This is a genomic window from Ornithinimicrobium tianjinense, assembly GCF_014636495.1.
GTDB lineage: Bacteria > Actinomycetota > Actinomycetes > Actinomycetales > Dermatophilaceae > Ornithinicoccus > Ornithinicoccus tianjinensis.
Window position 1 is genome coordinate 357,364 of record NZ_BMEM01000003.1, and the last position, 22,420, is coordinate 379,783.

21 protein-coding genes are annotated in these 22,420 nt (G+C 71.3%); 9 read left to right on the plus strand and 12 right to left on the minus strand.

The annotated features are described in order from the left end of the window. Nucleotides 1–39 precede the first annotated feature (39 nt). The 7 genes from IEV65_RS11425 to IEV65_RS11455 all read left to right on the plus strand — a co-directional run bounded on the left by IEV65_RS11425 (nt 40) and on the right by IEV65_RS11455 (nt 7,589). The gene (locus IEV65_RS11425) at nt 40–1,083 is read left to right on the plus strand and encodes an NAD(P)-dependent alcohol dehydrogenase (protein ID WP_188430861.1); all 1,044 of its coding nucleotides are present in this window, start codon (nt 40–42) and stop codon (nt 1,081–1,083) included. After that, the gene (locus tag IEV65_RS11430) at nt 1,083–2,672 is read left to right on the plus strand and encodes an ABC transporter substrate-binding protein (RefSeq protein ID WP_188430862.1); all 1,590 of its coding nucleotides are present in this window, start codon (nt 1,083–1,085) and stop codon (nt 2,670–2,672) included. Before IEV65_RS11425 ends, IEV65_RS11430 begins: the two co-directional genes overlap by 1 nt. 78 nt (nt 2,673–2,750) lie before the next feature. After that, the gene (locus IEV65_RS11435; protein WP_188430863.1) at nt 2,751–3,632 is read left to right on the plus strand and encodes a carbohydrate ABC transporter permease; all 882 of its coding nucleotides are present in this window, start codon (nt 2,751–2,753) and stop codon (nt 3,630–3,632) included. Between the two features lie 47 nt (nt 3,633–3,679). Beyond that, nucleotides 3,680–4,471, plus strand: a complete 792-nt coding sequence (locus IEV65_RS11440; RefSeq protein ID WP_229735209.1) for a carbohydrate ABC transporter permease — start codon at nt 3,680–3,682, stop codon at nt 4,469–4,471. Further along, nucleotides 4,468–5,544 (plus strand): ABC transporter ATP-binding protein, encoded by a 1,077-nt coding sequence (locus IEV65_RS11445; RefSeq protein WP_188430866.1) that lies wholly within the window; start codon nt 4,468–4,470, stop codon nt 5,542–5,544. Before IEV65_RS11440 ends, IEV65_RS11445 begins: the two co-directional genes overlap by 4 nt. A gap of 2 nt (nt 5,545–5,546) precedes the next feature. Next, a complete protein-coding gene (locus IEV65_RS11450) occupies nt 5,547–6,653 on the plus strand; it encodes an ABC transporter ATP-binding protein (protein WP_188430867.1) in 1,107 nt (368 codons plus the stop codon). A 75-nt stretch (nt 6,654–6,728) separates the two neighbouring features. Then, nucleotides 6,729–7,589, plus strand: coding sequence for an HAD family hydrolase (locus tag IEV65_RS11455; RefSeq protein ID WP_229735210.1), 861 nt, complete (start codon nt 6,729–6,731; stop codon nt 7,587–7,589). A gap of 16 nt (nt 7,590–7,605) precedes the next feature. Here the strand turns inward: IEV65_RS11455 and IEV65_RS11460 are convergent, their stop codons facing one another. After that, nucleotides 7,606–8,049 carry a hypothetical protein gene (locus tag IEV65_RS11460; RefSeq protein ID WP_188430868.1) on the minus strand — a complete coding sequence of 148 codons (444 nt, stop codon included), beginning with the start codon at nt 8,047–8,049 and terminating at the stop codon, nt 7,606–7,608. 79 nt (nt 8,050–8,128) lie between these two features. Between IEV65_RS11460 and IEV65_RS11465 the strand changes: the two genes are divergently transcribed. Together IEV65_RS11465 and IEV65_RS11470 are read left to right on the plus strand one after the other, a co-directional pair. Continuing rightward, on the plus strand, nt 8,129–8,947 hold the full coding sequence (locus IEV65_RS11465; RefSeq protein WP_229735211.1) for a TrmH family RNA methyltransferase: 819 nt from the start codon (nt 8,129–8,131) through the stop codon (nt 8,945–8,947). Between the two features lie 62 nt (nt 8,948–9,009). Then, nucleotides 9,010–9,654 carry a VOC family protein gene (locus IEV65_RS11470; protein WP_188430869.1) on the plus strand — a complete coding sequence of 215 codons (645 nt, stop codon included), beginning with the start codon at nt 9,010–9,012 and terminating at the stop codon, nt 9,652–9,654. 63 nt (nt 9,655–9,717) lie between these two features. Here IEV65_RS11470 and IEV65_RS11475 read toward each other — a convergent pair whose 3' ends face one another. The 11 genes from IEV65_RS11475 to IEV65_RS11525 all read right to left on the minus strand — a co-directional run bounded on the left by IEV65_RS11475 (nt 9,718) and on the right by IEV65_RS11525 (nt 22,067). Further along, a complete protein-coding gene (locus tag IEV65_RS11475; protein WP_188430870.1) occupies nt 9,718–11,985 on the minus strand; it encodes a heavy metal translocating P-type ATPase in 2,268 nt (755 codons plus the stop codon). 190 nt (nt 11,986–12,175) lie between these two features. Next, nucleotides 12,176–12,394: a cation transporter gene (locus IEV65_RS11480; protein ID WP_188430872.1), complete on the minus strand. Its 219-nt coding sequence runs from the start codon at nt 12,392–12,394 to the stop codon at nt 12,176–12,178. Between the two features lie 42 nt (nt 12,395–12,436). After that, nucleotides 12,437–12,718 carry a metal-sensitive transcriptional regulator gene (locus IEV65_RS11485; protein ID WP_308642576.1) on the minus strand — a complete coding sequence of 94 codons (282 nt, stop codon included), beginning with the start codon at nt 12,716–12,718 and terminating at the stop codon, nt 12,437–12,439. 54 nt (nt 12,719–12,772) lie between these two features. Beyond that, the gene (locus IEV65_RS11490; protein WP_188430876.1) at nt 12,773–13,054 is read right to left on the minus strand and encodes a PIN domain-containing protein; all 282 of its coding nucleotides are present in this window, start codon (nt 13,052–13,054) and stop codon (nt 12,773–12,775) included. Between the two features lie 161 nt (nt 13,055–13,215). Beyond that, a complete protein-coding gene (locus IEV65_RS11495; protein WP_188430878.1) occupies nt 13,216–13,689 on the minus strand; it encodes a guanyl-specific ribonuclease in 474 nt (157 codons plus the stop codon). After that, entirely contained in the window at nt 13,686–14,069 is a 384-nt protein-coding gene (locus IEV65_RS11500; protein ID WP_188430880.1) for a barstar family protein, read from the minus strand. The genes IEV65_RS11495 and IEV65_RS11500 overlap by 4 nt, the downstream gene beginning before the upstream one ends. Next, the gene (gene purB / locus IEV65_RS11505; RefSeq protein ID WP_188430882.1) at nt 14,069–15,499 is read right to left on the minus strand and encodes an adenylosuccinate lyase; all 1,431 of its coding nucleotides are present in this window, start codon (nt 15,497–15,499) and stop codon (nt 14,069–14,071) included. The genes IEV65_RS11500 and purB overlap by 1 nt, the downstream gene beginning before the upstream one ends. 50 nt (nt 15,500–15,549) lie before the next feature. Continuing rightward, nucleotides 15,550–15,894 (minus strand): hypothetical protein, encoded by a 345-nt coding sequence (locus IEV65_RS11510; RefSeq protein WP_188430884.1) that lies wholly within the window; start codon nt 15,892–15,894, stop codon nt 15,550–15,552. A gap of 36 nt (nt 15,895–15,930) precedes the next feature. Next, the gene (cydC, locus tag IEV65_RS11515; protein ID WP_188430886.1) at nt 15,931–19,473 is read right to left on the minus strand and encodes a thiol reductant ABC exporter subunit CydC; all 3,543 of its coding nucleotides are present in this window, start codon (nt 19,471–19,473) and stop codon (nt 15,931–15,933) included. Between the two features lie 28 nt (nt 19,474–19,501). Then, on the minus strand, nt 19,502–20,575 hold the full coding sequence (gene cydB / locus IEV65_RS11520) for a cytochrome d ubiquinol oxidase subunit II (protein WP_188430888.1): 1,074 nt from the start codon (nt 20,573–20,575) through the stop codon (nt 19,502–19,504). A gap of 25 nt (nt 20,576–20,600) precedes the next feature. Continuing rightward, a complete protein-coding gene (locus IEV65_RS11525) occupies nt 20,601–22,067 on the minus strand; it encodes a cytochrome ubiquinol oxidase subunit I (protein WP_188430890.1) in 1,467 nt (488 codons plus the stop codon). Nucleotides 22,068–22,420 lie beyond the last annotated feature (353 nt).

Here is a 22,420-nt window from a genome sequence, read left to right on the forward strand (position 1 = left end):
CGACTCCGGGCCCAGGTTTCAGCCGCCGAAAGGACCGCCATGAAGGCAGTACAGCTCGTGGAGTACGACCAGCCTCCACGCCTGACCGAGGTGCCGGATCCGGTCATCCAGGACCCGCACGACGTCATCGTCCGTATCGGAGGGGCCGGTGTCTGCCGGACAGACCTCCACATCATCGAGGGCCAGTGGCAGGCCAAGTCGGGCGTCGCGCTGCCCTACACGATCGGGCACGAGAACGCCGGATGGGTGGAGGCCGTCGGGTCTTCGGTCACCCACGTCGGTGTCGGCGACCCGGTGATCCTCCACCCCTTGGTGACCTGCGGGCTCTGCCGGGCCTGCCGCTTCGGCGACGACGTGCACTGCGAGAACTCGAGATTTCCCGGGATCGACAGCGACGGCGGTTACGCCGAGTACCTCAGGACGTCCGCGAGATCTGTCGTGCGTCTCGACGACGGCCTCGAGCCGGCCGCGGTCGCGGCCCTGGCGGACGCCGGTCTGACCGCTTACCACGCGGTCGCGAAGGCGGCCCGCATGCTGCGGCCGGGTGACACAGCGGTCTCCATCGGTGCTGGCGGACTCGGTCACATCGGCATCCAGGTCTTCAAGGCGTTGAGCTCGGCACGCCTCGTCGTCGTGGATCGCTCACCGGAGGCCCTGGCGCTGGCTGCGGGGATGGGCGCCGACGAGACCCTCCTCGCAGACGGCACCCAGCGCGAGCAGCTCCTCGAGCTCACGGGCGGTCAGGGAGCCCATGCGGTCCTGGACTTCGTCGGCGAGGGCGGGGCCGTCGAGGACGGTATGGCGATGCTCCGTCGCGCGGGGAACTACTTCGTCATCGGGTACGGCGGCGCCATCAACGTTCCGACGATCGACGTCATCTCCACCGAGATCAACTTCGTGGGCAACCTCGTCGGGTCCTACAACGACCTCGTCGAGCTCATGACCCTGGCCGCCGAGGGCAAGGTCACGCTCCATACCCAGCGGTACGCGCTCGACGACTTCGCGCGCGCACTGGACGACCTCGACCACGGACTGGTCCGTGGCCGCGCGATCCTCATCCCTACCCAGTCCCAGGAGTCCTGATGAAGCGCAACCTGACCGCAACCGTCCTGCTTGTCGGCAGCCTGGTGCTGACGACGGCCTGCAGCGGCACCGGGGGGTCGTCCGCGGCCAAGGAGAAGGAAGCCACCTTCCCAGCAGGTGGCGACGTCTCCTACTCGAAGTACGGTGACTACCCGCAGACCACGACCAAGGACGTCGAGGGACCCTGCAGCTGGCATGCGACGAGCGCCAAGGACTACTCCGGCGTGACGCTCAAGGTCATCTCGCACGCCGTCCCCGTCCTCGGCGAACCCACCGTGCTGCACGCGAAGCAGTTCTCCGAGCTCACCGGAGCCAAGGTGGACGTCGTCAACGTCCCCTTCGGCGAGCTCTACCAGAAGCTGATCACGCCGCTCCAGGCCGGACAGCCGGCCTACGACGTGATGTTCTACCCTTCGCTGTGGATCGGTGACATGGCCCCGTACCTCGAGCCTGTGCCGCAGCAGTACCTCGACACGGCGGGTATGAAGGACGTCACGAAGGCCTTCATGGACGTCGCGACCTGGGACGGCAAGGTCGTCCAGTACCCCGTCGACGGAGACCGTCACTACCTGAAGGTGCGGACGGACCTGCTGACCGACCCGAAGAACATGGCCGACTACAAGGCCGAGACCGGGGACGACCTCCGCGTCCCCACGACCTGGTCCGAGTACCAGCAGGTCGCCGAATTCCTCACCGGCCGCAAGGGAGCGCAGGGCGAGGCCGTCTTCGGCTCCGCCGAGGTCACCAAGCGCGACGACCTGACGTTCTCGGCCTTCATCAGCCGTGCCGCGGCCTACGCCAAGCACCCGGATGCCAAGGGCGGCTTCTTCTTCGACGCGGAGACGATGGAACCGCTCATCAACACGCCCGGCTGGGTGAAGGCGCTCGACGACTTCGTCGCCATCGCTCCCAGCCTGCCGCCGGGCGGGACCAACTTCGGTCTGGGCGACGAGATCCTCTCCTTCGGGGGCGGGCAGGCGGCCATGTCCTACAGCTGGGACGACGCGTTCATCCAGGCGCAGCAGCCGGACAGCCCGATCCGCAACGAGGTCGCGGCCGCGCAGCTTCCCGGTACAGACGAGGTGTGGAACCCCGAGACCGGTCAGTGGGACAAGCAGCCGAACCAGGCCGCCTACTTCACCTGGGGCTGGACCTCGGCTGTCGCCGGGTCCTCGAAGAACACCGAGGCAGCCTTCGACTTCCTCTGCTTCTTCAGCAACGAGGCCAACACCGCCCTGGACCTGCAGATCGGACGCTTCGGCATCAATCCCTACCGCAACGCCCACTTCGACGCCGCCTTCTGGGAGGAGCAGGGCTGGAGCGCGGAGGCCGCGACGTCCTACGTCGAGACGCTGGCCGACATGGAGACGAACCCCAACCGGGTCTTCGACCTGCGGGTCCCTGGCGTGAACCAGTACATGTCCTCCCTCGCCACCGGGGTGGCGGCTGCCATGGCCGGCCAGAAGTCCTCGCAGGAGGCGCTTGACGGCGTCGCCCAGGAGTGGAAAGCCATCACCGAGCAGGTCGGCAAGGACGAGGTGCAGGCGGCCTACCGCAACGTCGTGAAGCTGGAGAACGGCGAGGGCTGACGGGTTCCGGGTACGGCGCCGCGGTCCGTCGGCGCCGTACCCGTCCGCGGCCGTCCCCCTCACGATCGGAGTGGCTCAATGACTGCACTACGGCGCTACAAGGTCCTCTTTCTCGCACCTGGTCTGCTCACGCTCTTCCTCATCATCATCTTCCCCCTGCTCTTCACGGTCCGGGTGGCGTTCTCGAGCTGGAACGTCGCCAGCCCGCAGATGGACTGGAACGCAGGCGCCAACTTCGTGCGCATGGTGCACGACGGGCGCTTCTGGTCCTCGGTGCTGCACCTCGTGGTGCTCGCGGGAGGCACGGTGCTGGTGGAGTACGTGATCGGCTTCGCGCTTGCCCTGGCCGTATGGCGTGAGGTGCGGGGACGTCGGCTGCTGCGCGTCCTCTTCCTGGTGCCGATGATGACCACCCCGGTGGTCATGGCGGCGGTCTGGCAGATGATGTTCCACGAGTCGCTCGGCCCGGTGAACGACCTGCTCGGCAGGATCGGGATCGCGCCGGTTCCCTGGCTGACCTCGCCCGGTCCCGCGTACGTCGCGCTGATGACGGTGGAGATCTGGCAGTGGACGCCGTTCATGATGCTCCTCATGCTCGCCGGGCTGCTCAGCCTGCCGCGGGAGCCCTTCATGGCCGCGGCCATCGACGGCGCGGGTCCGCTACGCACCTTCCGGCGAGTGACCTTCCCCCTCCTGGCCCCCGTGTCGGTGACGGCCCTCATCATCCGGCTCATCGAGGCCTCCAAGATGTCCGACACCGTCTACGTCCTCACCTCTGGCGGGCCCGGCTCCGCCACCGAGACCCCCGGTTACTACCTCTACATCCGCGGTCTGAAAGAGCAGCAGACCGGCTATGCCGGCTCGCTCTCCCTGACCTATCTCGTCCTGATGATCGTGGCGCTGACGATCATCTCCGCGCTGCTCGTGCGGGCATTCCGTTCTCAGGAGGAACTGCGATGAGCCGTTGGCCCAGACGTGCCCAGTATCTGTTGTTGATCGTGTGGGCGGTGTTCACCGCCATGCCCTTCCTCTGGGCCATCACCACGAGCTTCAAGGACGTCAACGCTGTCCAGGGTCATGTGACCTACGTGCCGTGGCTGGAGTTCGAGCCGACGCTCGAGGCCTGGCGACAGATCTTCGGCGGCGCCGGCGGCGTGAATCTCGTCGGCCCCTTCGTCAACAGTCTCATCATCACGGTGTGCGCGTCGGCGATCGCCATCGTCCTCGGCGCGCTCGCTGCCTACGGACTGTCCCGGTTCCGTTATCGGATCGGCCCGGCGAAGAACAAGGACATCGTCTTCTTCTTCGTCTCCCAGCGCATCATGCCTCCGGTGGTGCTCGTCATCCCCTTCTTCTTCCTGCTGCAGATGCCCGGTCTGCTCGACACCCGTCTCGGGCTGATCATCGTCACGGTCGCCCTGCTGCTGCCCATCGCGGTCTGGGTGATGGTCGACTTCTTCGACAACATCCCCCGTGAGATCGACGAGATGGCGATGCTCGAGGGCTGCACGCCGATGCAGGCCTTCCTGCGGGCCATCGTCCCGAACAGCGCACCTGGCCTCACCGTGGCGGCGATGTTCTGCGCGGTGTTCGGCTGGAACGACTTCTTCTTCGCCTTCCGGCTGACGTTCACGCAGGTGCAGACGCTGCCGCAGGCCGTGGTCGCGCTCAACTCCTCGATCCCACCCTGGTGGACGTTGTCCGCCGCGGCGCTGTTCGGGATCATCCCGCTGCTGGTGCTTGCCGTGCTCGTCGAGCGCTACCTCTCGAAGGGCAACCTGGCAGGTGCGGTCCGATGAGCGTGGTCGCGCAGTCGCTGACGAGCTGGGTCGACGGTGAGGCACACCTCGACGACGTGACCCTGACGCTCGAGCCGGGCCGGATTCACACGGTCCTGGGACGCACCGGTGCGGGCAAGACCTCGTTGTTGCGCGTGCTCGCGGGCCTGAGCGACGTCGACTCCGGTGACGTCCTGCTCGACGGAAGGTCGCTGCGGGAGGTCCCGCCGTGGCGGCGGGAGACGGCGATGGTCTACCAGCAGTTCATCAACTATCCCCACCTGACCGCGCTGGAGAACGTCATGTTTCCCCTCAGGCGGGCCAAGGTGCCGGCGGCCGAGGCGCAGCGACGGGCCAAGGAAGCGTTGGAGCAGGTGGGCCTGACCCACCTGTCCGACCGGCGACCCGGCGCGCTGTCCGGTGGCCAGCAGCAGCGGGTCGCCATCGCCCGTGCTCTCGCCCGACGCGCCCGCATCCTCCTGCTGGACGAGCCGCTCGTGAACCTCGACTTCAAGCTGCGCGAACAACTTCGTGAGGAGCTGCGCGGGCTGTTCTCCGGGGTCGGCGAGACGGTCGTGGTCTACACCACCACCGAGCCGGCCGAGGCGCTCATGCTGGGCGACGAGGTCATCGTCATGCACGAAGGGCGCGTCGCTCAGGTCGGTTCACCGGCGGTGATCTTCGAGACCCCCGCGACCACGGCGGTGGCCCGCGTGGTCAACGACCCACCGATGAACGTGATCCCGGGCACGCTCCAGGGCGAGCACGTGGCCGTCCGCGGTCTCGACCTCCTGCCCAGGGCGAGCCACCTCGCCGGGTTTGCCGACGGTCCCTACCTCGTGGGGATCCCCGCTCCGAGCCTGACCTTCGGTACCGGTCCCGGGGTGCTGGCGACCATCACCTTCGTCGAGATCTCGGGATCGGAGACCTTCGTCCATGTCGACCTCCAGGGCACCGAGCTCGTCGTCCGGGCCGAGGGCATCCACGACGTCTCCACGGGTGACCGAGTCTCGATGACCGTCGACCCTTCCCGTCTCTTCCTCTTCACCGAGGACGGCACCCTGGCGGCCGCACCGCCGCACGGCAGGAGCTGACCATGGCCACGCTCACCCTCGAGAACGTCGCGCAGACCTACAACCCGGGAGAGGACCCGGACCGCTGGGCCCTCAAGCCTCTGGAGCTGACCCTGGAGTCGGGGCGGACCTACGCCCTCGTCGGCCCGTCGGGCTGCGGCAAGACGACGTTGCTCAACATCCTCTCCGGGTTGGTGACCCCGTCGCACGGGCGGGTCACCTTCGACGGCGTCGACGTCACCAGCACCCCGACCCGTCTGCGCAACATCGCCCAGGTGTTCCAGTTCCCCGTGATCTACCGGTCGATGACCGTCCGCGACAACCTGGCGTTCCCGCTGGAGTGCCGCGGCTGGCCGAGGTCTCGTATCGAGGAGCGGGTGCGTGCGGTGGCCGAGGCGCTCGGCCTGGCAGACGGCCTCGACGTCCCAGCGTCGCGGCTCTCGGCCGACGAGAAGCAGCTGATCTCCCTGGGCCGTGGCCTCGTGCGCGACGATGTCGCGGCCGTCCTCATGGACGAGCCCCTCACCGTCATCGACCCTCAGCTCAAGCTCTCCCTGCGGCGCAAGATCCGCCAGCTCAGCGACGAGTTCGCCCCGACGGTGATCTATGTGACGCACGACCAGTACGAGGCGATGACCTTCGCGCAGGAGCTCCTTGTCATGAGCGAGGGACGACTGATCCAGCGTGGGACACCCGAGCAGCTTTTCGAGTCGCCCAGCTCGACGTTCGTGGGCTGGTTCGTGGGATCACCCTCGATGAACTTCCTCCGCGGCACCCTCGAGCGCGGGGCGGCCCGGGTGGGTGAGCACCTCATCGATCTGGCGTGGTCGCCGCCGGTGCCGCATGGCTCGGAGGTCACCGTCGGGATCCGCCCCGAGTACATCCGCATCGTCGACGGCGGCAGCCATCCCGGAGACGCTTCTGAGACCTCTGTTCACGGGCGGTTGGTGGCCGTCCAGGACCATGGCGAGTCTCGGGTGTGCGAGATCCAGGTGCGGGAGCAGCAGGTGGCGGTCAAGGTCAGGCGTGAGGTGCACGTGCCGAAGGTCGGATCGTTCGTCGACCTTGGGCTGCCTCGATCCAAGTGTCTCCCGTATGTCGAGGGAAGGCTGGCGACCTGCGGTGACTGACGGTCCGATGCAGCGAGGACCGCAAGCCCCTTCCCCGGGGTGAACCCGTCGGTCCGGCGGACTACTGTCGTGGGGGTGACGACCACCGAGCGGGCGACCACCGACCAACGGCACCCGGTCCGCGACGCGGGGCTGCTCGTGGCCCTCGACGTCGACGGGACCGTGGTGCACCACGACGGGCATCTCTCGCCCCGGGTCGTGGACAAGGTCCGCGCGCTCGACGCCCTGCCGCACGTGTCGGTCGTCATCGCGACCGGGCGGTCGGTGGTCGCGACCCTGCCCGTGATGGAGCAGCTGGGCCTGCTGACCCCCGGGCGTCCGGCCGTGTGCTCCAACGGTGCCGTGACCGTGTCGGTGGACCCGGACGCCGACGGCGGCTTCCGGCTCGACGACGTGGTGACCTTCGACCCGGCCCCGGCGATCGCCGTGGTGCACCAGGAGCTGCCGCACGCGCTCGTGGCGGTGGAGGAGATCGGGGTCGGCTTCAAGGTGAGCACGCCCTTCCCGCCCGGTGAGCTGTGGGGCGAGGAGGCCGTGGTCTCCTTCGAGGAGCTGGTGGCCGACCCGGTCACCCGCGTCACCTTCCGCGACCCGCACTCCACGTCGGAGGAGTTCCGCGAGATGGTCGAGCGGATCGGTCTGCACGGCGTCACCTACGCCGTCGGCTACAGCGCCTGGCTCGACCTGGCCCCCGAGGGCGTGTCCAAGGCGTCCGCCCTGGAGCAGGTGCGCCGCCGCCTGTGCGTCGAGCCGCACCGCACCGTGGCTGCGGGCGACCAGCGCAACGACCTCGAGATGCTGCAGTGGGCCTCCCGCAGCTACGCCATGGGCCAGGCCCCGGCCGAGGTCATCGCCGCCGCGGACCGGGTGACCGGCACGGTCGAGGAGGACGGCCTCGTCGACGCGCTGGACGAGGTGCTCGCCGAGCTCGCCTGAGGTCCTCCCGGGACGCTCAGCGGCGTGTCGACCCGACTCGCTCCGGCTCCTCGGCAGGGCGCGCCAGGAAGCGGTCGACCGCCGCCGCGATCAGCACGACCATGAGCAGCGTGCTCGACAGGGTCAGCACCATGCCGACGTAGGGCGCGACCACCTGGGCCCACAGCGGGTCCATCGGCCCGAGGGCCAGCCGCAGCAGCTCGGCGACGACCACGCCGGAGTGGCGGGCCAGGACGAGCACCAGGCACAGCGTCACCATCGGTACGAGACCGGCGCGCAGCAGCGTGAGCAGCCCTCGGCCGAGGTTGGCGAACCGTTCGGTCACGCTGGTCACCGGCGCGGCGACCCAGTCGCGCAGCCAGGGCGGAAGATGCTCGGCGCGCGCCCGGGCGCGGGTGGCCCGCAGGCGAGCCCGCTCCAGCCTCGCGAGCGCGCGCTCGTCCTCGACCGAGGACAGCACCCGACCGGTGACCTCGCTGAACCGCGGCGCCGGGGCCGGGGCACCGATCTCCCGGCCGCGCGTGGGTCACACTTGTCGGGTGCACACCCCCCTGCTCATCACCTCCCCGGCCAACCCGCGCCTCAAGGCGCTCGTCGGCCTGCGCCGGCGCCGCACGCGCGAGCAGGAGGGGCGCACCCTCATCGAGGGGTATGACGAGCTGGGGCTCGCCCTGGACGCCGGCGTGGTCCCGCACGCCCTCTTCTACTGCCCCGACCTCATGGGGGAGGCGGCGCTCGCCGACGACCTCGTGGTGCGGGTCGGGCAGCTGGGTTCCGAGCTGGTCGAGGTCTCGAGGGCGGCGTTCGAGAAGGCGGCCTACCGGGAGGGGCCCGACGGCTTCCTCGCCGTCGTCGACGCCGTCGACCGGCGCTGCGCCGACCTCGAGCTGCCGGTCGACCCGCTCGTTCTGGTCTGCCAGGGCGTGGAGAAGCCGGGCAACCTGGGAGCCATGCTGCGCACGGCCGACGCGGCGGGGGTGGACGCCGTCGTCGCCGCCGACCCGGTGACCGACTGGGGCAACCCCAACACGGTGCGCGCCTCCAAGGGCACGGTCTTCTCGGTGCCGGTCGCCAGCGACATCACGGCGGTCACGCAGGACTGGCTGCGCGCGCACGGCATACCCCTCATTGCGGCGACGCCGGACACCGAGACCGAGCACACCGAGATCGACTACCGCGGCCCGGTCGCGATCGCGGTCGGCACGGAGAAGACCGGGCTGACCGACGAGGTCCTGGACGCCGCCGACGCCCGCGTGCGGATCCCGATGGTCGGGCGCGCCAACTCGCTCAACGTCGCGACCTCCGCCGCGATCATCGTCTACGAGGCGGTGCGGCAGCGCTCGGGCGGGGCGCGCTGACCGCCGAGCAGCGCGGCAGGGGCGGTTTCAGGACGGGGGGACCCGTGTGCCACGATGCCCGTATGCGCATCGACCACGTGAGTTACGCCGCCGGCCCCGAGGGTCTGCTGGCGACCGCCGAGCGGCTGGCGGCTCAGCTCGGCGTCACGCCCCGTGACGGCGGGGTGCACCCGCGCTTCGGCACCCGCAACATCATCCTTCCCCTCGCCGAGGGCCGCTACGTCGAGATCGTGGAGTGCCTCGAGCACCCGTCCTCGGACAAGGCGCCGTTCGGCCAGGCCGTCAAGGCCGCGTCCGAGCGCGGTGGCGGCTGGATGGCCTGGGTCGTCGCCGTCAGTGACCTCGCCCGGGTCGAGGAGCGTCTGGGCCGCCAGGCCGTCGACGGCCACCGCGTCACGCCGGAGGGCACCGACCTGCAGTGGCGCCAGATCGGCATCCGCGACGTCATCGACCACGGCAACCTGCCCTTCTTCATCCGCTGGGACTCCCCGGAGACCCAGCACCCCTCCCACCTCGAGGAGTCGGCCACCCGTCTGGTCGGTCTCACCCTCGGCGGCGACGTGCCCGGCGTGCGTGAGTGGCTGGGGATCAGCGACGCGCCGGAGGGCGAGTTCGAGCCGGGCGTGGAGTTCGGCTTCGTCGAGGAGGACGACGAGCGTCTCTACGAGGTGATCTTCGAGACCCAGCAGGGCCCGGTCACCATCTGACCGCGCACGACGAAGGCCCCCGCCGAGGCGGGGGCCTTCGTGCGTCCCGGGGACGGGCTCGGCTCAGCGCCGCCCGTAGCCCTTGAGCCGCAGGCTGTTGAGCACCACGAGCACGCTGGACATGGCCATCGCGCCGCCGGCGATCATCGGCGTCAGCATGCCGAAGGCTGCCAGCGGGATCGCCAGGGTGTTGTAGCCGAACGCCCAGACGAGGTTCTGCTTGATGACCTGCAGGGTCGTGCGGGACAGGCCGATGGAGTCGGCCACCGTGTCGACGTCGGGGCGCATGAGCACGATGTCGGCGGACTCGGCGGCCACGTCGGTGCCCGTGCCCATCGCCATCCCGAGGTCGGCCTGGGCCAGCGCCGCGGCGTCGTTGACGCCGTCGCCGACCATCGCGACGACCTTGCCCTGCTCCTGCAGCGCCTTGACGTGCGCGAACTTGTCCTGCGGCAGGACTCCCGCGTCGACGTTGGCCGGGTCGATGCCGACCTCCTCGGCGACGCGGCGCGCGGTGTGCTCGTTGTCGCCCGTGAGGAGGTATGGCGTGAGCCCCAGCTCGCGCAGGCGTGCGATCGCGGCCCGGCTGGACGCGCGCGGGGTGTCGGCGACCGTGATCGCCGCGCGGGCCGTGCCGTCCCAGCCGACGAGGACCGTCGTGCCCTTGCCGGCGTCCAGCTCGGCCCGCAGCTCGGCGGGGACCTCGGTGAAGAGGTCCGCCTTGCCGACCGTGACCTCGACGTCCTTGATGGTGGCGCGGGCGCCCTGGCCGGGCAGGTTGGTGAAGCCGGTGATCGGGCTGACGTCGATGCCGCGCTCGCGCGCGCCGTCGACGATCGCGCGGGCCACGGGGTGCTCGCTGCCGGCCTCCACGCTGGCGGCCGCCTTGAGCGCGGCCTCGTCGGCCAGGCCGGTGCTGGTGACGACCTCGGTGAGGACGGGCTCGCCGGTGGTGATCGTGCCGGTCTTGTCCAGGACGACGGTGTCGACCTTGCGGGTGGACTCGAGGATCTGCGGGCCCTTGATGAGGATGCCCAGCTCGGCGCCGCGGCCGGTACCGGTCAGCAGCGCCGTGGGCGTGGCGAGGCCGAGGGCGCAGGGGCAGGCGATGATCAGCACGGCGACCGCGGGGGCCAGGGCCTCGGCCATCGAGTGGCCGGTGACCAGCCACAGGACGAAGGTCAGCAGGGCGATGACCAGCACGGCGGGCACGAAGACCGCCGAGATCCGGTCGGCGAGCCGCTGGACGGGTGCCTTGCCCGTCTGGGCCTGCTCGACGAGCTGGGTGATGCGGGCGAGGGTCGTCTCGGCGCCGACCCGGGTGGCCTCGACCACGAGGCGGCCCTGGCCGTTGACGGTGGCGCCGGTGACGTCGTCACCCGGGGAGACCTCGACCGGCATCGACTCGCCGGTGACCATGCTGGCGTCGATCGTGCTCACGCCGTCCAGGACGCGGCCGTCGGTGGCGACCTTCTCGCCCGGGCGGACGACGAACTGCATACCCGCCTCGAGCTCCTCGATCGGGACGCGGACCTCCGTCCACGCACCGCTGCCAGCCTCGTGGCGCAGGACGGCCACGTCCTTGGCGCCCATCTCCATGAGCGACTGCAGCGCCGAGCGGCCCTGGGCCTTGGCGCGCGCCTCGATGTAGCGGCCGATGAGGAGGAAGGCGGTGACGACCGCGACGACCTCGAAGTACATGTCGTGGGAGAAGCCGGTGAAGAGCGCGACGACCGACCAGCCCATCGCCGCGGTCGTGCCGAGCGAGACGAGGGTGTCCATCGTCGACGCGCCGTGGCGGGCGTTGACGGCCGCGGCGCGGTGGAAGGGCCAGGCGGCCCAGAGGTAGACGGGCAGCGTGAGGAAGAACTGCAGCCACATGCCGCGCATGCCGAGGGCGTCCTCGACCGGCGGCACCATGTGGAGCACGGCCACGATCGCCCCGAGCACGCTGGCCACGATCATCCGCAGGCGCAGCGAGCGCTGGCCGACGACGTCGTGGGTCATGACGGGCGCGCGACCGCCGCGGTCCTGCTCAAGGGGCGTGGCGCCATACCCGGTCTTCTCCACGGTCGCGACGATGTCGGCGACGGTGAGCGCGGACGGGAAGCTGACGGAGGCCTTCTCGGTCGCGAGGTTGACGCTCGCCTCGACCCCGTCGATCTTGTTGAGCTTGCGCTCGATCCTGGCCGAGCAGGAGGCGCACGTCATCCCGGTGATGGCGAGGTCGACGTGCTGCAGGTCGGTGCCCGTGCTGGTGTCGGCGCCGGTGCCGGTGCCGGTGCGGGTGCCGGTGTCGGTCGTGCTCGTGATCGGGGTGGAGGTGGTCATCTCAGGCTTCCTTCTCAACCGGACAGGCGTTCCTGCCGGACCGGACAGGCGTTCCTGCCGGACCGGACAGGCGTTCCTGCCGGACCGGACAGGCGTTGCTGCCGGACCGGACAGGCGTTCCTGCCGCTCATGGCCGGCCGGCCTGTGGACAACTGACACGAACGCCTGTCCGGTCGGTGGTGGGTGTCAGTCAGACGCGGGCGGTGTAGCCGGCCTCGGCGACGGCGGCCTTGGCGGCCTCGAGGTCGAGCGCGCCCTCGGAGTCGACGAGGACCTCGGAGTCGCCGCCCTTGACGAGCTCGGGGACGCGCACGTCGGTGACGCCGGCGACCTCCTTGAGCTCCTCGGTGACGGACGCGACGCAGTGACCGCAGGTCATGCCGTTGACGATGAGGGTGGTGGTCTCCATGGTTTCCTCCAGGGATGGTGGGGGTATGCCGTTGCCGGCGGTTCAGCTGCGCACGAGCCGGGCGATCGCGTCGGCGGCCTCGCGGACCTTGGCGTCCTTGGCCTCCTCCGACTCGGCCGCCGCCTCGACGACGCAGTGGCTGATGTGGTCCTCGAGCAGCCCGAGGCTGACCGCCTGCAGCGCCTTGGTGACCGCGCTCACCTGGGTGAGCACGTCGATGCAGTAGGTGTCCTCCTCGACCATGCGCGCGATGCCGCGCACCTGGCCCTCGATGCGGCTGAGCCGCTTGAGGTAGGCGTCCTTGGAGCCGGTGTAGCCGTTCACAGCCATGTCAACACGATACCCCCAAGGGGTATTCCCTCCGGGGGCTGGGGGTCCTCAGACGCGCGCGTCCACGGTCAGCGCCGGCTGCGCGTCCAGGAGGACCGCGTCGGCGGTGAGCAGCTGGCGGCCCTCGGACCTCGCCTGCGCCAGCAGCATCCGGTCGAACGGGTCGTGGCGAGCCAGCTCCGGGAAGTGCGCCAGCGCGGCAGCGTGCGCTCCGCTGAACGCGAGCTCGTGCAGGCCTGCGCTGGCGGCCGCGGCGAGCGGGTCGCCGGGCAGCGAGAACTTGCCCAGGAGCCAGAGCAGTGCGTTGGTGTCGAGAAGGAGCCCGCTCACGCGTCCGCACCGTAGAAGAGGGCGTCGATCGCGGGGTCGTGCTCGTCCAGTCGGGCGAGATCCACGGGCTCCCCGCGCCAGCCGTCGACGCCGACCTGGATCACCCGACGATCGTAGGTGGGTTGGCTAAGTCTGGCTATGCCAAGCCGCGAGAGGCGGTCTCAGGGCGCGAACTCGCAGAAGCTCTCGTAGTGGTCGTCGGTGTAGTACCAGACCTCGGGATCGGTCTCACCACCGCCGGTGACGATGCGTCGGGCTCCGCGGTCGGGGGAGCCCGGCGTCTCGACGGTGTACTCCCGGTAGTAGCCGCGCGCCTCGTCCGGCAGCAGCCCCTCGCGGTTGCCGAACGTCGACCCGTCCTTGCCGGCGTACTCGAACGGCCCCCCGGCCTCGACGTCGTCCGCGACGTCCTCCAGCTCCGGCGGCAGCACGTCGCTCCCACACGCGTCGATCTGGTCCCAGTCGCGGGTGTCCGTGCCGGTCGGTCCTGCCGCGCCGCTCTCCTGCGGGTATGCCGTGCCGCTCGGCCCGGGCGAGGTCTCGCCGTCGGCGGTGACCGTCTGCAGCACCAGCCACAGCACCACGAGCGCGCACAGGACCAGCAGTCCCAGCTGCACCGGGCGGGAGAGCCTCATGCCTGCTCCTCCTCGGCCGGCGCCGGCGCGGCACCGACGCTGGCCTCGCCGAGCGCGACGACGGTCAGGTCGTCGGCGTCGTCGAGGATCTCGCCGAGGATCCACCAGGCCCGACCGTCCTCGCCGGCGAGCCGTCCGGCGTCCTCCCACACCATCGCGACCTTCTCGCTGCCCCAGATCTGCGGCAGGTCACGCAGCGCGTCGGCCATCGCGTCGAGGTTGGTCGCCGCGTTGCCGGGCAGTCGCAACGCGCGGGCGATCTCCGCCTGGGCCGACCGCAGACCGGCCGGCGCGGGCGTGACCGCGCGCGCGACGGCATACCCGGACGTCTGGAGGTGGCCCAGGACGGACTCGAGCCGGTCCGCGGGGAGCAGGTGCATCAGCGGTCCAGGTGCGCGACCAGCGAGGCGGCGATGCCGGTGTAGCCGGCCGGGGTGAGGGCGACGAGACGCTCCTCCTCCTCGGCGGGCAGGCCCAGCCCGCGGACGAACTCGACGAGCTCGACCTGCCCGATGCGGCGCCCGCGGGTGAGTTCCTTGAGCCGCTCATAGGGGTTGGTCATGCCCTCGACCCCGCGCGCCGCGAGCGCCCGCATCACCGACTGGATCGGCTCGGCGAGCACCTCCCAGTTGGCGTCGAGGTCCTTGGCCATCGCCTCCGGCACGGCGTCGAGGCCGGCGAGCCCGCGGGAGACGTTGTCGAGCGCCAGCAGGCTGTGGCCGAAGGCGGTGCCGATGTTGCGCTGCATCGAGGAGTCGGTGAGGTCGCGCTGCAGGCGGCTGGTGACCAGGGTCGAGGCGAGCACGTCGAGGAGGGCGTTGGAGACCTCGAGGTTGGCCTCGGCGTTCTCGAAGCGGATCGGGTTGACCTTGTGCGGCATCGTGGACGAGCCGACGGTGCCCTGGCCGCGGACCTGGGCGAAGTAGCCCATCGAGATGTAGGTCCACATGTCGGTCGCGAGGTTGTGCAGGATCCGGTTGAAGCGCGCCAGGTCGGCGTAGAGCTCGGCCTGCCAGTCGTGGCTCTCGATCTGGGTGGTGAGCGGGTTCCACGTCAGGCCGAGGTGCTCGACGAAGCTGCGGCTGACCTGCTGCCAGTCGGCGGAGGGGACCGCCTCGACGTGCGCGCCGTAGGTGCCGGTGGCCCCGTTGAGCTTGCCGAGGTATGCCGTGCCAGCCACCCGGTCGAGCTGGCGGGTGAGCCGCCACGCCAGCACCGCGAGCTCCTTGCCCATGGTGGTCGGGGTCGCCGGCTGGCCGTGGGTGTGGGCCAGGAGCGGGACCTCGGCGAGGTCGCGCGCCATACCGGAGAGCTGGTCGACGAGGGCCCGGGCCTTCGGCAGCCAGACTTCGGTCACGGCACCCTGCACCATCAGCGCGTAGGAGGTGTTGTTGATGTCCTCGCTGGTGCAGGCGAAGTGGACGAGCTCGCCGAGGGAGACGGCCCTGTCGGCACCGACGATGTCGACGAGCCGGCGGCGCAGGTAGTACTCGATGGCCTTGACGTCGTGGACGGTCTCGGCCTCGATGTCCCTGAGCTCGGCGATCGCCGCGGCGTCGAAGTCGAGGACGAGCGCGCGCAGGGCGTCCTGCTCGCCGGTCGAGAGCTCGTCGGCGCCCGGGACCACGCCCTGGGTCGTCAGGTGGATCAGCCACTCCACCTCGACGTGCAGGCGGGCGCGGTTGAGCGCGGCCTCGGAGAGGTGGTTGACCAGGGGTGCCACGGCACCTCGGTAACGACCGTCGAGCGCGCCGAGGGCGATCGCGGGGTCGAGGTCGGCCAGGGGCGTGCGGGCGGCAGGCATCGGCATGGCCGTCATTCTCTCAGGCTCAGCGGGCCCCCTGCGCGCCGCCGGGCCGGCTAGCGCCCGTCGCCCTTGACGTCCGGGTCCACCTCGTCGGCGCGCAGGTAGTCGTCGGTGACGCGGTCGCGGTGGTCGCGGGCCTGCTGGGTGGCGTCGTCGGCCTGATGACGGAGCTGCTCGGCGCGCGCCTCGGCCTCCCGCGCGCGCTCCTGCAGCTCGCGGGCGCGGTCCTCCGCGCCGGAGACGTAGGTCTCGCCGGCCGCGGCGCGCTCGCGGATCTGCCCGGCCTCCGCGCGGGCCGCGTCGACCTTCCGGCGGCGGGAGGCGGCGACGACCGCGGCGATGATGGCCAGCAGGACGAGGGCCGCGACGACCCACCAGATCCAGGTGTTGTCTTCCATGGTGACCTCCTCGGTCGGGTCGGTACTGCCCTCAACCTAGGTCCGAGGTCCGACAACCTCCACCGGAACAGCGTCTCGGCTGAGCGCCCGCGGCCGCACCGGGACCTCGTCCCACCCGGCCAGGTCCTCGGGGCGGTGGCTGACCATGACGTGGGTCCGTCGCCGCTCCGGGTCGGCTGCGAGGAGCCCACCCAGCGCCCGTCCGGCGGTGGCGTCGTCCAGGTGCGCGGCCGGCTCGTCGAGGAGCAGGACCGGTCGACCGGACAGGAGCGCCCGGGCCATCGACAGGCGGGCGCGTTCGCCCCCGGACAGACCGGTCAGCCGCGTGTCCAGCCCGTCCGGCAGCGTGCGGAGCCACCAGCCCAGGTCGACCGCCTTGAGCGCCGCGACGATCTGCGCGTCGTTCGCGTCCGGCCGGGCGAGCGTGAGGTTGGCGCGGACGGTCCCTGCGAACGCGTGGGGCTCGTCGTCCACCAGCGCCAGCCCGGCGCGCACCGCGTCGACATCGAGGTCGCGCGCGTCGGTGCCGGACACGGCATACCGGCCGGCGAGGGGGTCGAGGTGCCGCGCGAGCACCGCGAGGGCGGTCGACTTGCCGACCCCGTTGGGCCCGGTCAGGGCGACGCGGCTGCCCGCCGGCAGGTGCAGGTCGAGTCCCGTCAGGGCCGGGGTATGCCGTGCGCTGCCCGGCTCCCACGTCGCCGAGACCGCGTCGAGGTCGAGCGCCGGGGTGCCGGGCTCCGGGTGGCTGCTGCCGGTGGCGGCGACGGCGGGGGTCTGGTCGAGGACCGCCTCCAGGCGGGCGGCGGCCGCGCGGGCGCGGGCCCGGGAGCCGGCGACGTCGGCCAGCCCTACCCACGTGTCCGCGAGGGCCATCGGGACGAGGGCGACGAGCGCGGCGTAGGGGCCGCTCAGCGCGCCGGCCGCGTGGGCCTGCCAGACGGTCACCGCCACGGCCGCAGTGGTGGCGGCGACCACGAGCCAGAGCCCCGCCAGGACCAGCGCGCGGACGGTGATCAGGCGGGACTCGGCGCGCGCCTGCGCACGGTCGGCGTTGTCCACGTCGGCGAGGATGCGCGCGGCGGCGCGCCGTCCCGTCACCGACTGGACGGCCAGCAGCTGGCCGGCCAGGGCGGTCGCGACGCGGCGGACGGTGCCGCGTGCGGTGACGGCGGCGTGCTGGGAGGTGAGCTCCGCGGCATACCCGAGGCTGGTGAGGAGCGCGACGGCGAGGGCGCCGGCGAGCACGGCGGCCCCGGCGAGCGGGAGGTGCCAGGCGGCGAGGGTGGCTCCCACGACGGAGGCGATGAGGGCCGACCACGCGGGAACGGTCACGCGGACCCGCTCGTCGACGACGTCGTCGAGGTCGCGGACGACGGTCGTGAGCACCTCGCCGCGGCTGTGCCGCCCGAGCCGTGCGGGGGTGAGCGGGACCAGCCGGGCGAAGACGTCGGCGCGACGCTCGGCGAGCTCCTCCAGGGCGACGTCGTGGGAGGCCACCCGCTCGGCGTAGCGCAGCACCGGTCGGAACAGCCCGAAGGCCCGCACCCCGACGATCGCGACCATGAGCGTGAGGACCACCGGCATCGTGGACGCCTGCACGATGAGCCAGCCGGAGGTGGCGGTGAGCGCGACGCCGCACGCCACGGAGGTGCCGCCGAGCAGGCAGGCGAGAGCGAGGCGGGCGCGGGGGGAAGTGGTGATCGTGGCAGGGGGTTGCGGAGTGACGGGCTGCGCTCGCGCATCGATGTGCACGGCTGTCGTGTCACATTCGTCGCCAGGACGATCGATGTGACACGCCAGCGCTGCACATCCATCCGCAGGCGCCTGCCCGGTCGAGAGGTGGCCCGTCAGCGCGGCCGGTTCGAGGCGCCACCGGTCGTCGGCGAGGGCGCTGAGGGCGGGGTCGTGTGTCACCGCGATCACCCGGCGCTGGGTCGCGAGCTCCAGGATCACCTCGTGCAGGAGCGGTACCGAGGCGGCCGCGACATTGGCGGTCGGCTCGTCGAGGAGCACCAGCGGTGCGTCGGTGAGGGTCGCCCTGGCCAGCGCGAGGCGGGCTCGTTGGCCGGCCGACAGCCCGAACCCGTCGTCGCCCAGCACCGTGTCGAGGCCCTGTCGGTCCTCGAGCGCCGACCAGAGGCCCACGCGCTGCAGGGCCAGGATCATCGCGGCGTCGTCGGTGCTGCCGTGGGCGCTGCCGTGGGTGCTGCCGTCGGGGCGGACCGCCGCGCCACCCACGAGCGCCAGGTTGTCGCGCACCGTCCCGGGCAGGATGACGGGCCGCTGGGACGCGAGGTGGGCGGCCGGTGCGCAGACGGTGCCGCTCGTCGGGGTGCGCAGGCCTGCGAGCAGCTCGAGCACGGTCGTCTTGCCCGCGCCCGACGGCCCGGTCAGCGCGGTGAGGCCGGGGGCGGCGTCGGTGCGGAGGGTCACGTCGGCGACCGTGCGCTCGCGGCCGCGATGGGCGTAGGAGACCGACTCGAGGCCGACGGCCCCTGGGCGGAGCGCTCCGGCGCGCGCGGCAAGGATCTGTCCCGACGACGCGCCGACGGTGACCGGCTCAGGCGTGCACGTGCGCTCCTGCGCCGGCGGTATCGGGCGTGTCGTCGGCACGGAGGCCGCCTGTGACGCCGCCGGGCGGGCCAGCGTGCCGTCGGCCACCAGCTCCTCCAGCACCGCTGCGCCGTCGGCCGCGCTGTGGAACTCCGCGCCGACGCGGCGGACCGGCCAGTACGCCTCGGGCGCCAGCAGGATCGCCGTCAGCCCCACGACGAGGTCCATCGCTCCGTACGCCAGCCGCAGCCCCACCGCCACCGCCACCATCGCCACCGAGATCGTGGCCAGCAGCTCCAGCGCCGCGGTCGACAGGAAGGCCGTGCGCAGCGTCGACACGGTCGCCCGCCGGTGCCGCTCGCCCACCTCGCGCACCACCCCGACCTGCGCCGTGGCCCGTCCGTAGGCCACCAGCGTCGGCAGCCCGCGGACGACGTCGAGGAAGTGCCCCGACAGCAGCGCCATCGCCCCCCACCGCCGCTCCGTCTGCGCAGCCGTGTGCTGGCCGATCAGCGCCGCGAAGACCGGCAGCAGCGGCAGGGTCAGCACGACGATCAGCGCGCTCCACGGGTCGACGACCAGCAGCGCGCCGACCGCCAGGACCGGCACCACGGCCGCGGTGACGAGCGCGGGGAGGTAGCGCGCGACGTAGGGCTCGATCGCGGTCATGCCCTCGCCGACCCGCGTCACCGCGACCTCGTCGGCCGGCCGCTCCTCGACGGGTCGGCCGAGCCAACGGCGCAGGACGGCCAGCCGCACGGCGGCCGCGACCCGCAGACCGGCGCGGCGCGCGGCATACTCCGACAGCGCGGCCAGCACCCCCCGCAGGGCGAGCAGCCCGACCAGGCCCGCGAGGACCGGGCCGAGCCGCCCGCCGCCCACCACCTGCCCGACCACCAGCGCCAGGACCAGCGCCTGGGCGATGGCGACGACGCCGGAGGCGACGCCGACGGCGGACAGGACGGCGACGGGCCGTCGCGTCTCGGGCAGGGCGCGCAGGAGCGCGGGGTCGAAGGGCTTCATCGGGTATGCCGTGCGCCGGGTCGCGCGGTCAGCTCGCCGAGACCGGTCGCGGGGTCTCGTCGGTCACCGCCGCGTGGTGCACCTCGGTCGGGATGTGGTGCCCGGAGATCCGACGGCGGAAGGTCCAGTAGGTCCAGGCCTGGTAGAGCAGCACGACGGGGGTGAAGACCACGGCCACGACCGTCATGATGCCGAGGGTCTTCTGCGTGGACGCGGCGTTCTCGACGGTGAGCGACCACGCGGCGTCCAGCGTCGAGGGCATGACGTCCGGGAAGAGCGCGACGAAGAGCGAGGCCGTGGCCAGCGCGATCGTCACGAACGTGCCGGCGAATCCCCAGCCCTCGCGCCCGCCCCGTGCCGCGGCCAGGCCCGCCACGAGGGCCACCGCCGCGAGACCGGCCAGCACCCACGACGCGGCGTTCCCGGTCGACAGGTGCATCACCGTCAACCAGGCCACCGCGAGCACCGCCGCGACCGTCCCGAGGCGCAGCGCCAGCGCCCGGGCGTCGTGCCTGATCTGCCCGTCGGTCTTGAGCGCGACGAACAGGGCGCCGTGGGTCAGGAAGAGGGTGAGCGTGACGAGCCCGCCGAGCAGCGCGACCGGGTTGAGGAGGTTCCAGAAGCCGCCGACGTACTCCATCTCGGCGTCGATCGGCACGCCGCGGACGATGTTGGTGAACGCCACGCCCCAGAGCAGCGCGGGCAGCGCCGAGCCGGCGACGATCATCAGGTCCATCCGCTGCCGCCAGGTGGTCGAGTCGACCTTGCCGCGGTACTCCAGCCCGATGCCGCGCACGATGAGCGCGACGAGGATGAGCAGGAGGGGCAGGTAGAAGCCGGAGAACAGGGTGGCGTACCAGTGCGGGAAGGCCGCGAAGGTCGCGCCGCCCGCGGTGAGCAGCCAGACCTCGTTGCCGTCCCAGAACGGGCCGATCGCGCCGAGCATCTGCCGGCGCCGGGTCTCCCCGGTCACGGCGCCGCCGGCCTCGTCGCGGCCCAGGACCGGCAGCAGCGCGCCGACGCCGTAGTCGAAGCCCTCGAGCACGAAGTAGCCGATCCAGAGCACGGCGATGAGGATGAACCAGATCGTGGTCAGTTCCATGTCAATCTCCTTGTATGCCGTGTGCTCAGTAGGTGAAGACGAAGGCGTCGTCGTCGGTCCGGCGGGCGGGGTCGTAGGACGCGTCCGCCTCGACCGGCTCGGCGCCCGCCCGGCCGTAGCGCAGCGTGAGGCCGACCTCGACCACGGCGAGCGCGCCGTAGAGCAGGGTGAAGACGACCAGGGAGGTCAGGACCTCCGCGGTGGTGGTCCCCGGGGAGACGCCGGTCTGCGTCGTCATCAGGCCCATGACCAGCCACGGCTGGCGGCCCATCTCGGTGAAGATCCAGCCGAAGCTGTTGGCCAGCAACGGCATGAAGAGCACGAGTGCCCCGGCCCACGCCCACAGCCGCCCGCCGACCAACCGGGTCTCGTCGTGCTCGTCGCCCCGGCCCCGCAGGGCCCAGAGCACGGCGAGCGCGATCGCCATACCGGCAAAACCGAGGCCCATCATGAGGCGGAAGCTCCAGTAGGTGACCGGGATGACCGGGCGGTAGTCCTCGGCGGCGGTCAGCTCGGAGCCGGCGTAGGTGAGCTCGTAGCGCTCCTGGATGTGGTCGATGCCCTCGACCGCGCCCTCGAGCGAGCCGGTGGCCAGGTAGGAGAGCAGCTTGGGGACGGTGACGGCCCAGATCTCCTCGCGGCCGTCGAGGGTGCCGACGGTGATGATCGAGAAGGGGGCGCCGACGCCCTCGGGGACGTCCTCGTAGAGACCCTCGGCGGCGGCCATCTTCATCGGCTGGACGTCGGTCATGACCTTGCCCTGGACGTCGCCGGAGATCATGACGACGATGGCGGCGACGATGACGGCCCAGGCGCCGAGCTTGGCGCCCTTGCGGTACATCGGCCGGTCGGCGGCGGGGGTGCGGTCGCGCCACAGGTGCCACAGGCTGAAGGCCAGGACGAAGGCGCCGCCGGTCATCCAGGCCGCCGAGACGACGTGCGGGAAGGTGACCAGCTGGACCGGGTTGGTCAGCACCGCGACGAAGTCGGTGAGCTCGGCGCGGCCGGTCTGCTGGTTGATCGCGTAGCCGACCGGGTTCTGCATGAAGGAGTTGGCGGCCAGGATGAAGAAGGCGGAGAGCACCGTGCCGATGTGCACCAGCCAGATGCAGGCCGCGTGCAGCTTCTCCGGGATCCGGCCCCAGCCGAACAACCACAGGCCGAGGAAGGTCGACTCCAGGAAGAAGGCGAGAAGGGCCTCGATGGCCAGCGGGGCGCCGAAGATGTCTCCGACGAAGCGGGAGTAGTCCGACCAGTTCATCCCGAACTGGAACTCCTGCACGATGCCGGTGACGAGGCCGAGCGCGAAGTTGATGGTGAAGAGCTTGCCGAAGAACGTGGTCAGGCGGAGCCACTGCGGGTCGCGGGTCTGCATCCAGCGGGTCTGCATGATCGCGACGAGCAGGCTGAGCCCGATCGTGATCGGGACGAAGAAGTAGTGGTAGACGGTAGTGATCCCGAACTGCCACCTGGCGAGGTCGACGGCGTCCAACGGTCCCTCCAACGACGTGTCCTAGTACTACGTAACGTCGTCAAGATAGCCGGTCGTTCCTCTAAATCCCTACTCCAGACCGCATCTGTGACCGACCCCACACCCGACCGGACAGGCGTTACGGCCACACCGGACAGGCGTTACTGCCGAACCGGACAGGCGTTACTGCCAGAGGGCGGCAACAACGCCTGTCCGGTCGGGAGTGGCGTGACCGGACAGGCGCTACGGCCGAACCGAACAGGCGCTACTGCCGAACCGGACGGGCGCTACTGCCGAACCGAACGGGCGCTACCGAGTTGAGTCCCGCATAGTGGTGTAGCGCGGTAGCTGAGGTCGTCGTCTCCGGCGTGTTT

What these genes read in the sequence shown, in the direction of transcription:
- IEV65_RS11425 (WP_188430861.1), top strand. Translation starts at nt 40, where the DNA reads ATGAAGGCAGTACAGCTCGTGGAGTACGACCAGCCTCCACGCCTGACC.
- IEV65_RS11430 (WP_188430862.1), top strand. Translation starts at nt 1,083, where the DNA reads ATGAAGCGCAACCTGACCGCAACCGTCCTGCTTGTCGGCAGCCTGGTG.
- IEV65_RS11435 (WP_188430863.1), top strand. Translation starts at nt 2,751, where the DNA reads ATGACTGCACTACGGCGCTACAAGGTCCTCTTTCTCGCACCTGGTCTG.
- IEV65_RS11445 (WP_188430866.1), top strand. Translation starts at nt 4,468, where the DNA reads ATGAGCGTGGTCGCGCAGTCGCTGACGAGCTGGGTCGACGGTGAGGCA.
- IEV65_RS11450 (WP_188430867.1), top strand. Translation starts at nt 5,547, where the DNA reads ATGGCCACGCTCACCCTCGAGAACGTCGCGCAGACCTACAACCCGGGA.
- IEV65_RS11470 (WP_188430869.1), top strand. Translation starts at nt 9,010, where the DNA reads ATGCGCATCGACCACGTGAGTTACGCCGCCGGCCCCGAGGGTCTGCTG.
- IEV65_RS11475 (WP_188430870.1), bottom strand. Translation starts at nt 11,985, where the DNA reads ATGACCACCTCCACCCCGATCACGAGCACGACCGACACCGGCACCCGC.
- IEV65_RS11480 (WP_188430872.1), bottom strand. Translation starts at nt 12,394, where the DNA reads ATGGAGACCACCACCCTCATCGTCAACGGCATGACCTGCGGTCACTGC.
- IEV65_RS11495 (WP_188430878.1), bottom strand. Translation starts at nt 13,689, where the DNA reads ATGAGGCTCTCCCGCCCGGTGCAGCTGGGACTGCTGGTCCTGTGCGCG.
- IEV65_RS11500 (WP_188430880.1), bottom strand. Translation starts at nt 14,069, where the DNA reads ATGCACCTGCTCCCCGCGGACCGGCTCGAGTCCGTCCTGGGCCACCTC.
- purB (WP_188430882.1), bottom strand. Translation starts at nt 15,499, where the DNA reads ATGCCGATGCCTGCCGCCCGCACGCCCCTGGCCGACCTCGACCCCGCG.
- IEV65_RS11510 (WP_188430884.1), bottom strand. Translation starts at nt 15,894, where the DNA reads ATGGAAGACAACACCTGGATCTGGTGGGTCGTCGCGGCCCTCGTCCTG.
- cydC (WP_188430886.1), bottom strand. Translation starts at nt 19,473, where the DNA reads ATGAAGCCCTTCGACCCCGCGCTCCTGCGCGCCCTGCCCGAGACGCGA.
- cydB (WP_188430888.1), bottom strand. Translation starts at nt 20,575, where the DNA reads ATGGAACTGACCACGATCTGGTTCATCCTCATCGCCGTGCTCTGGATC.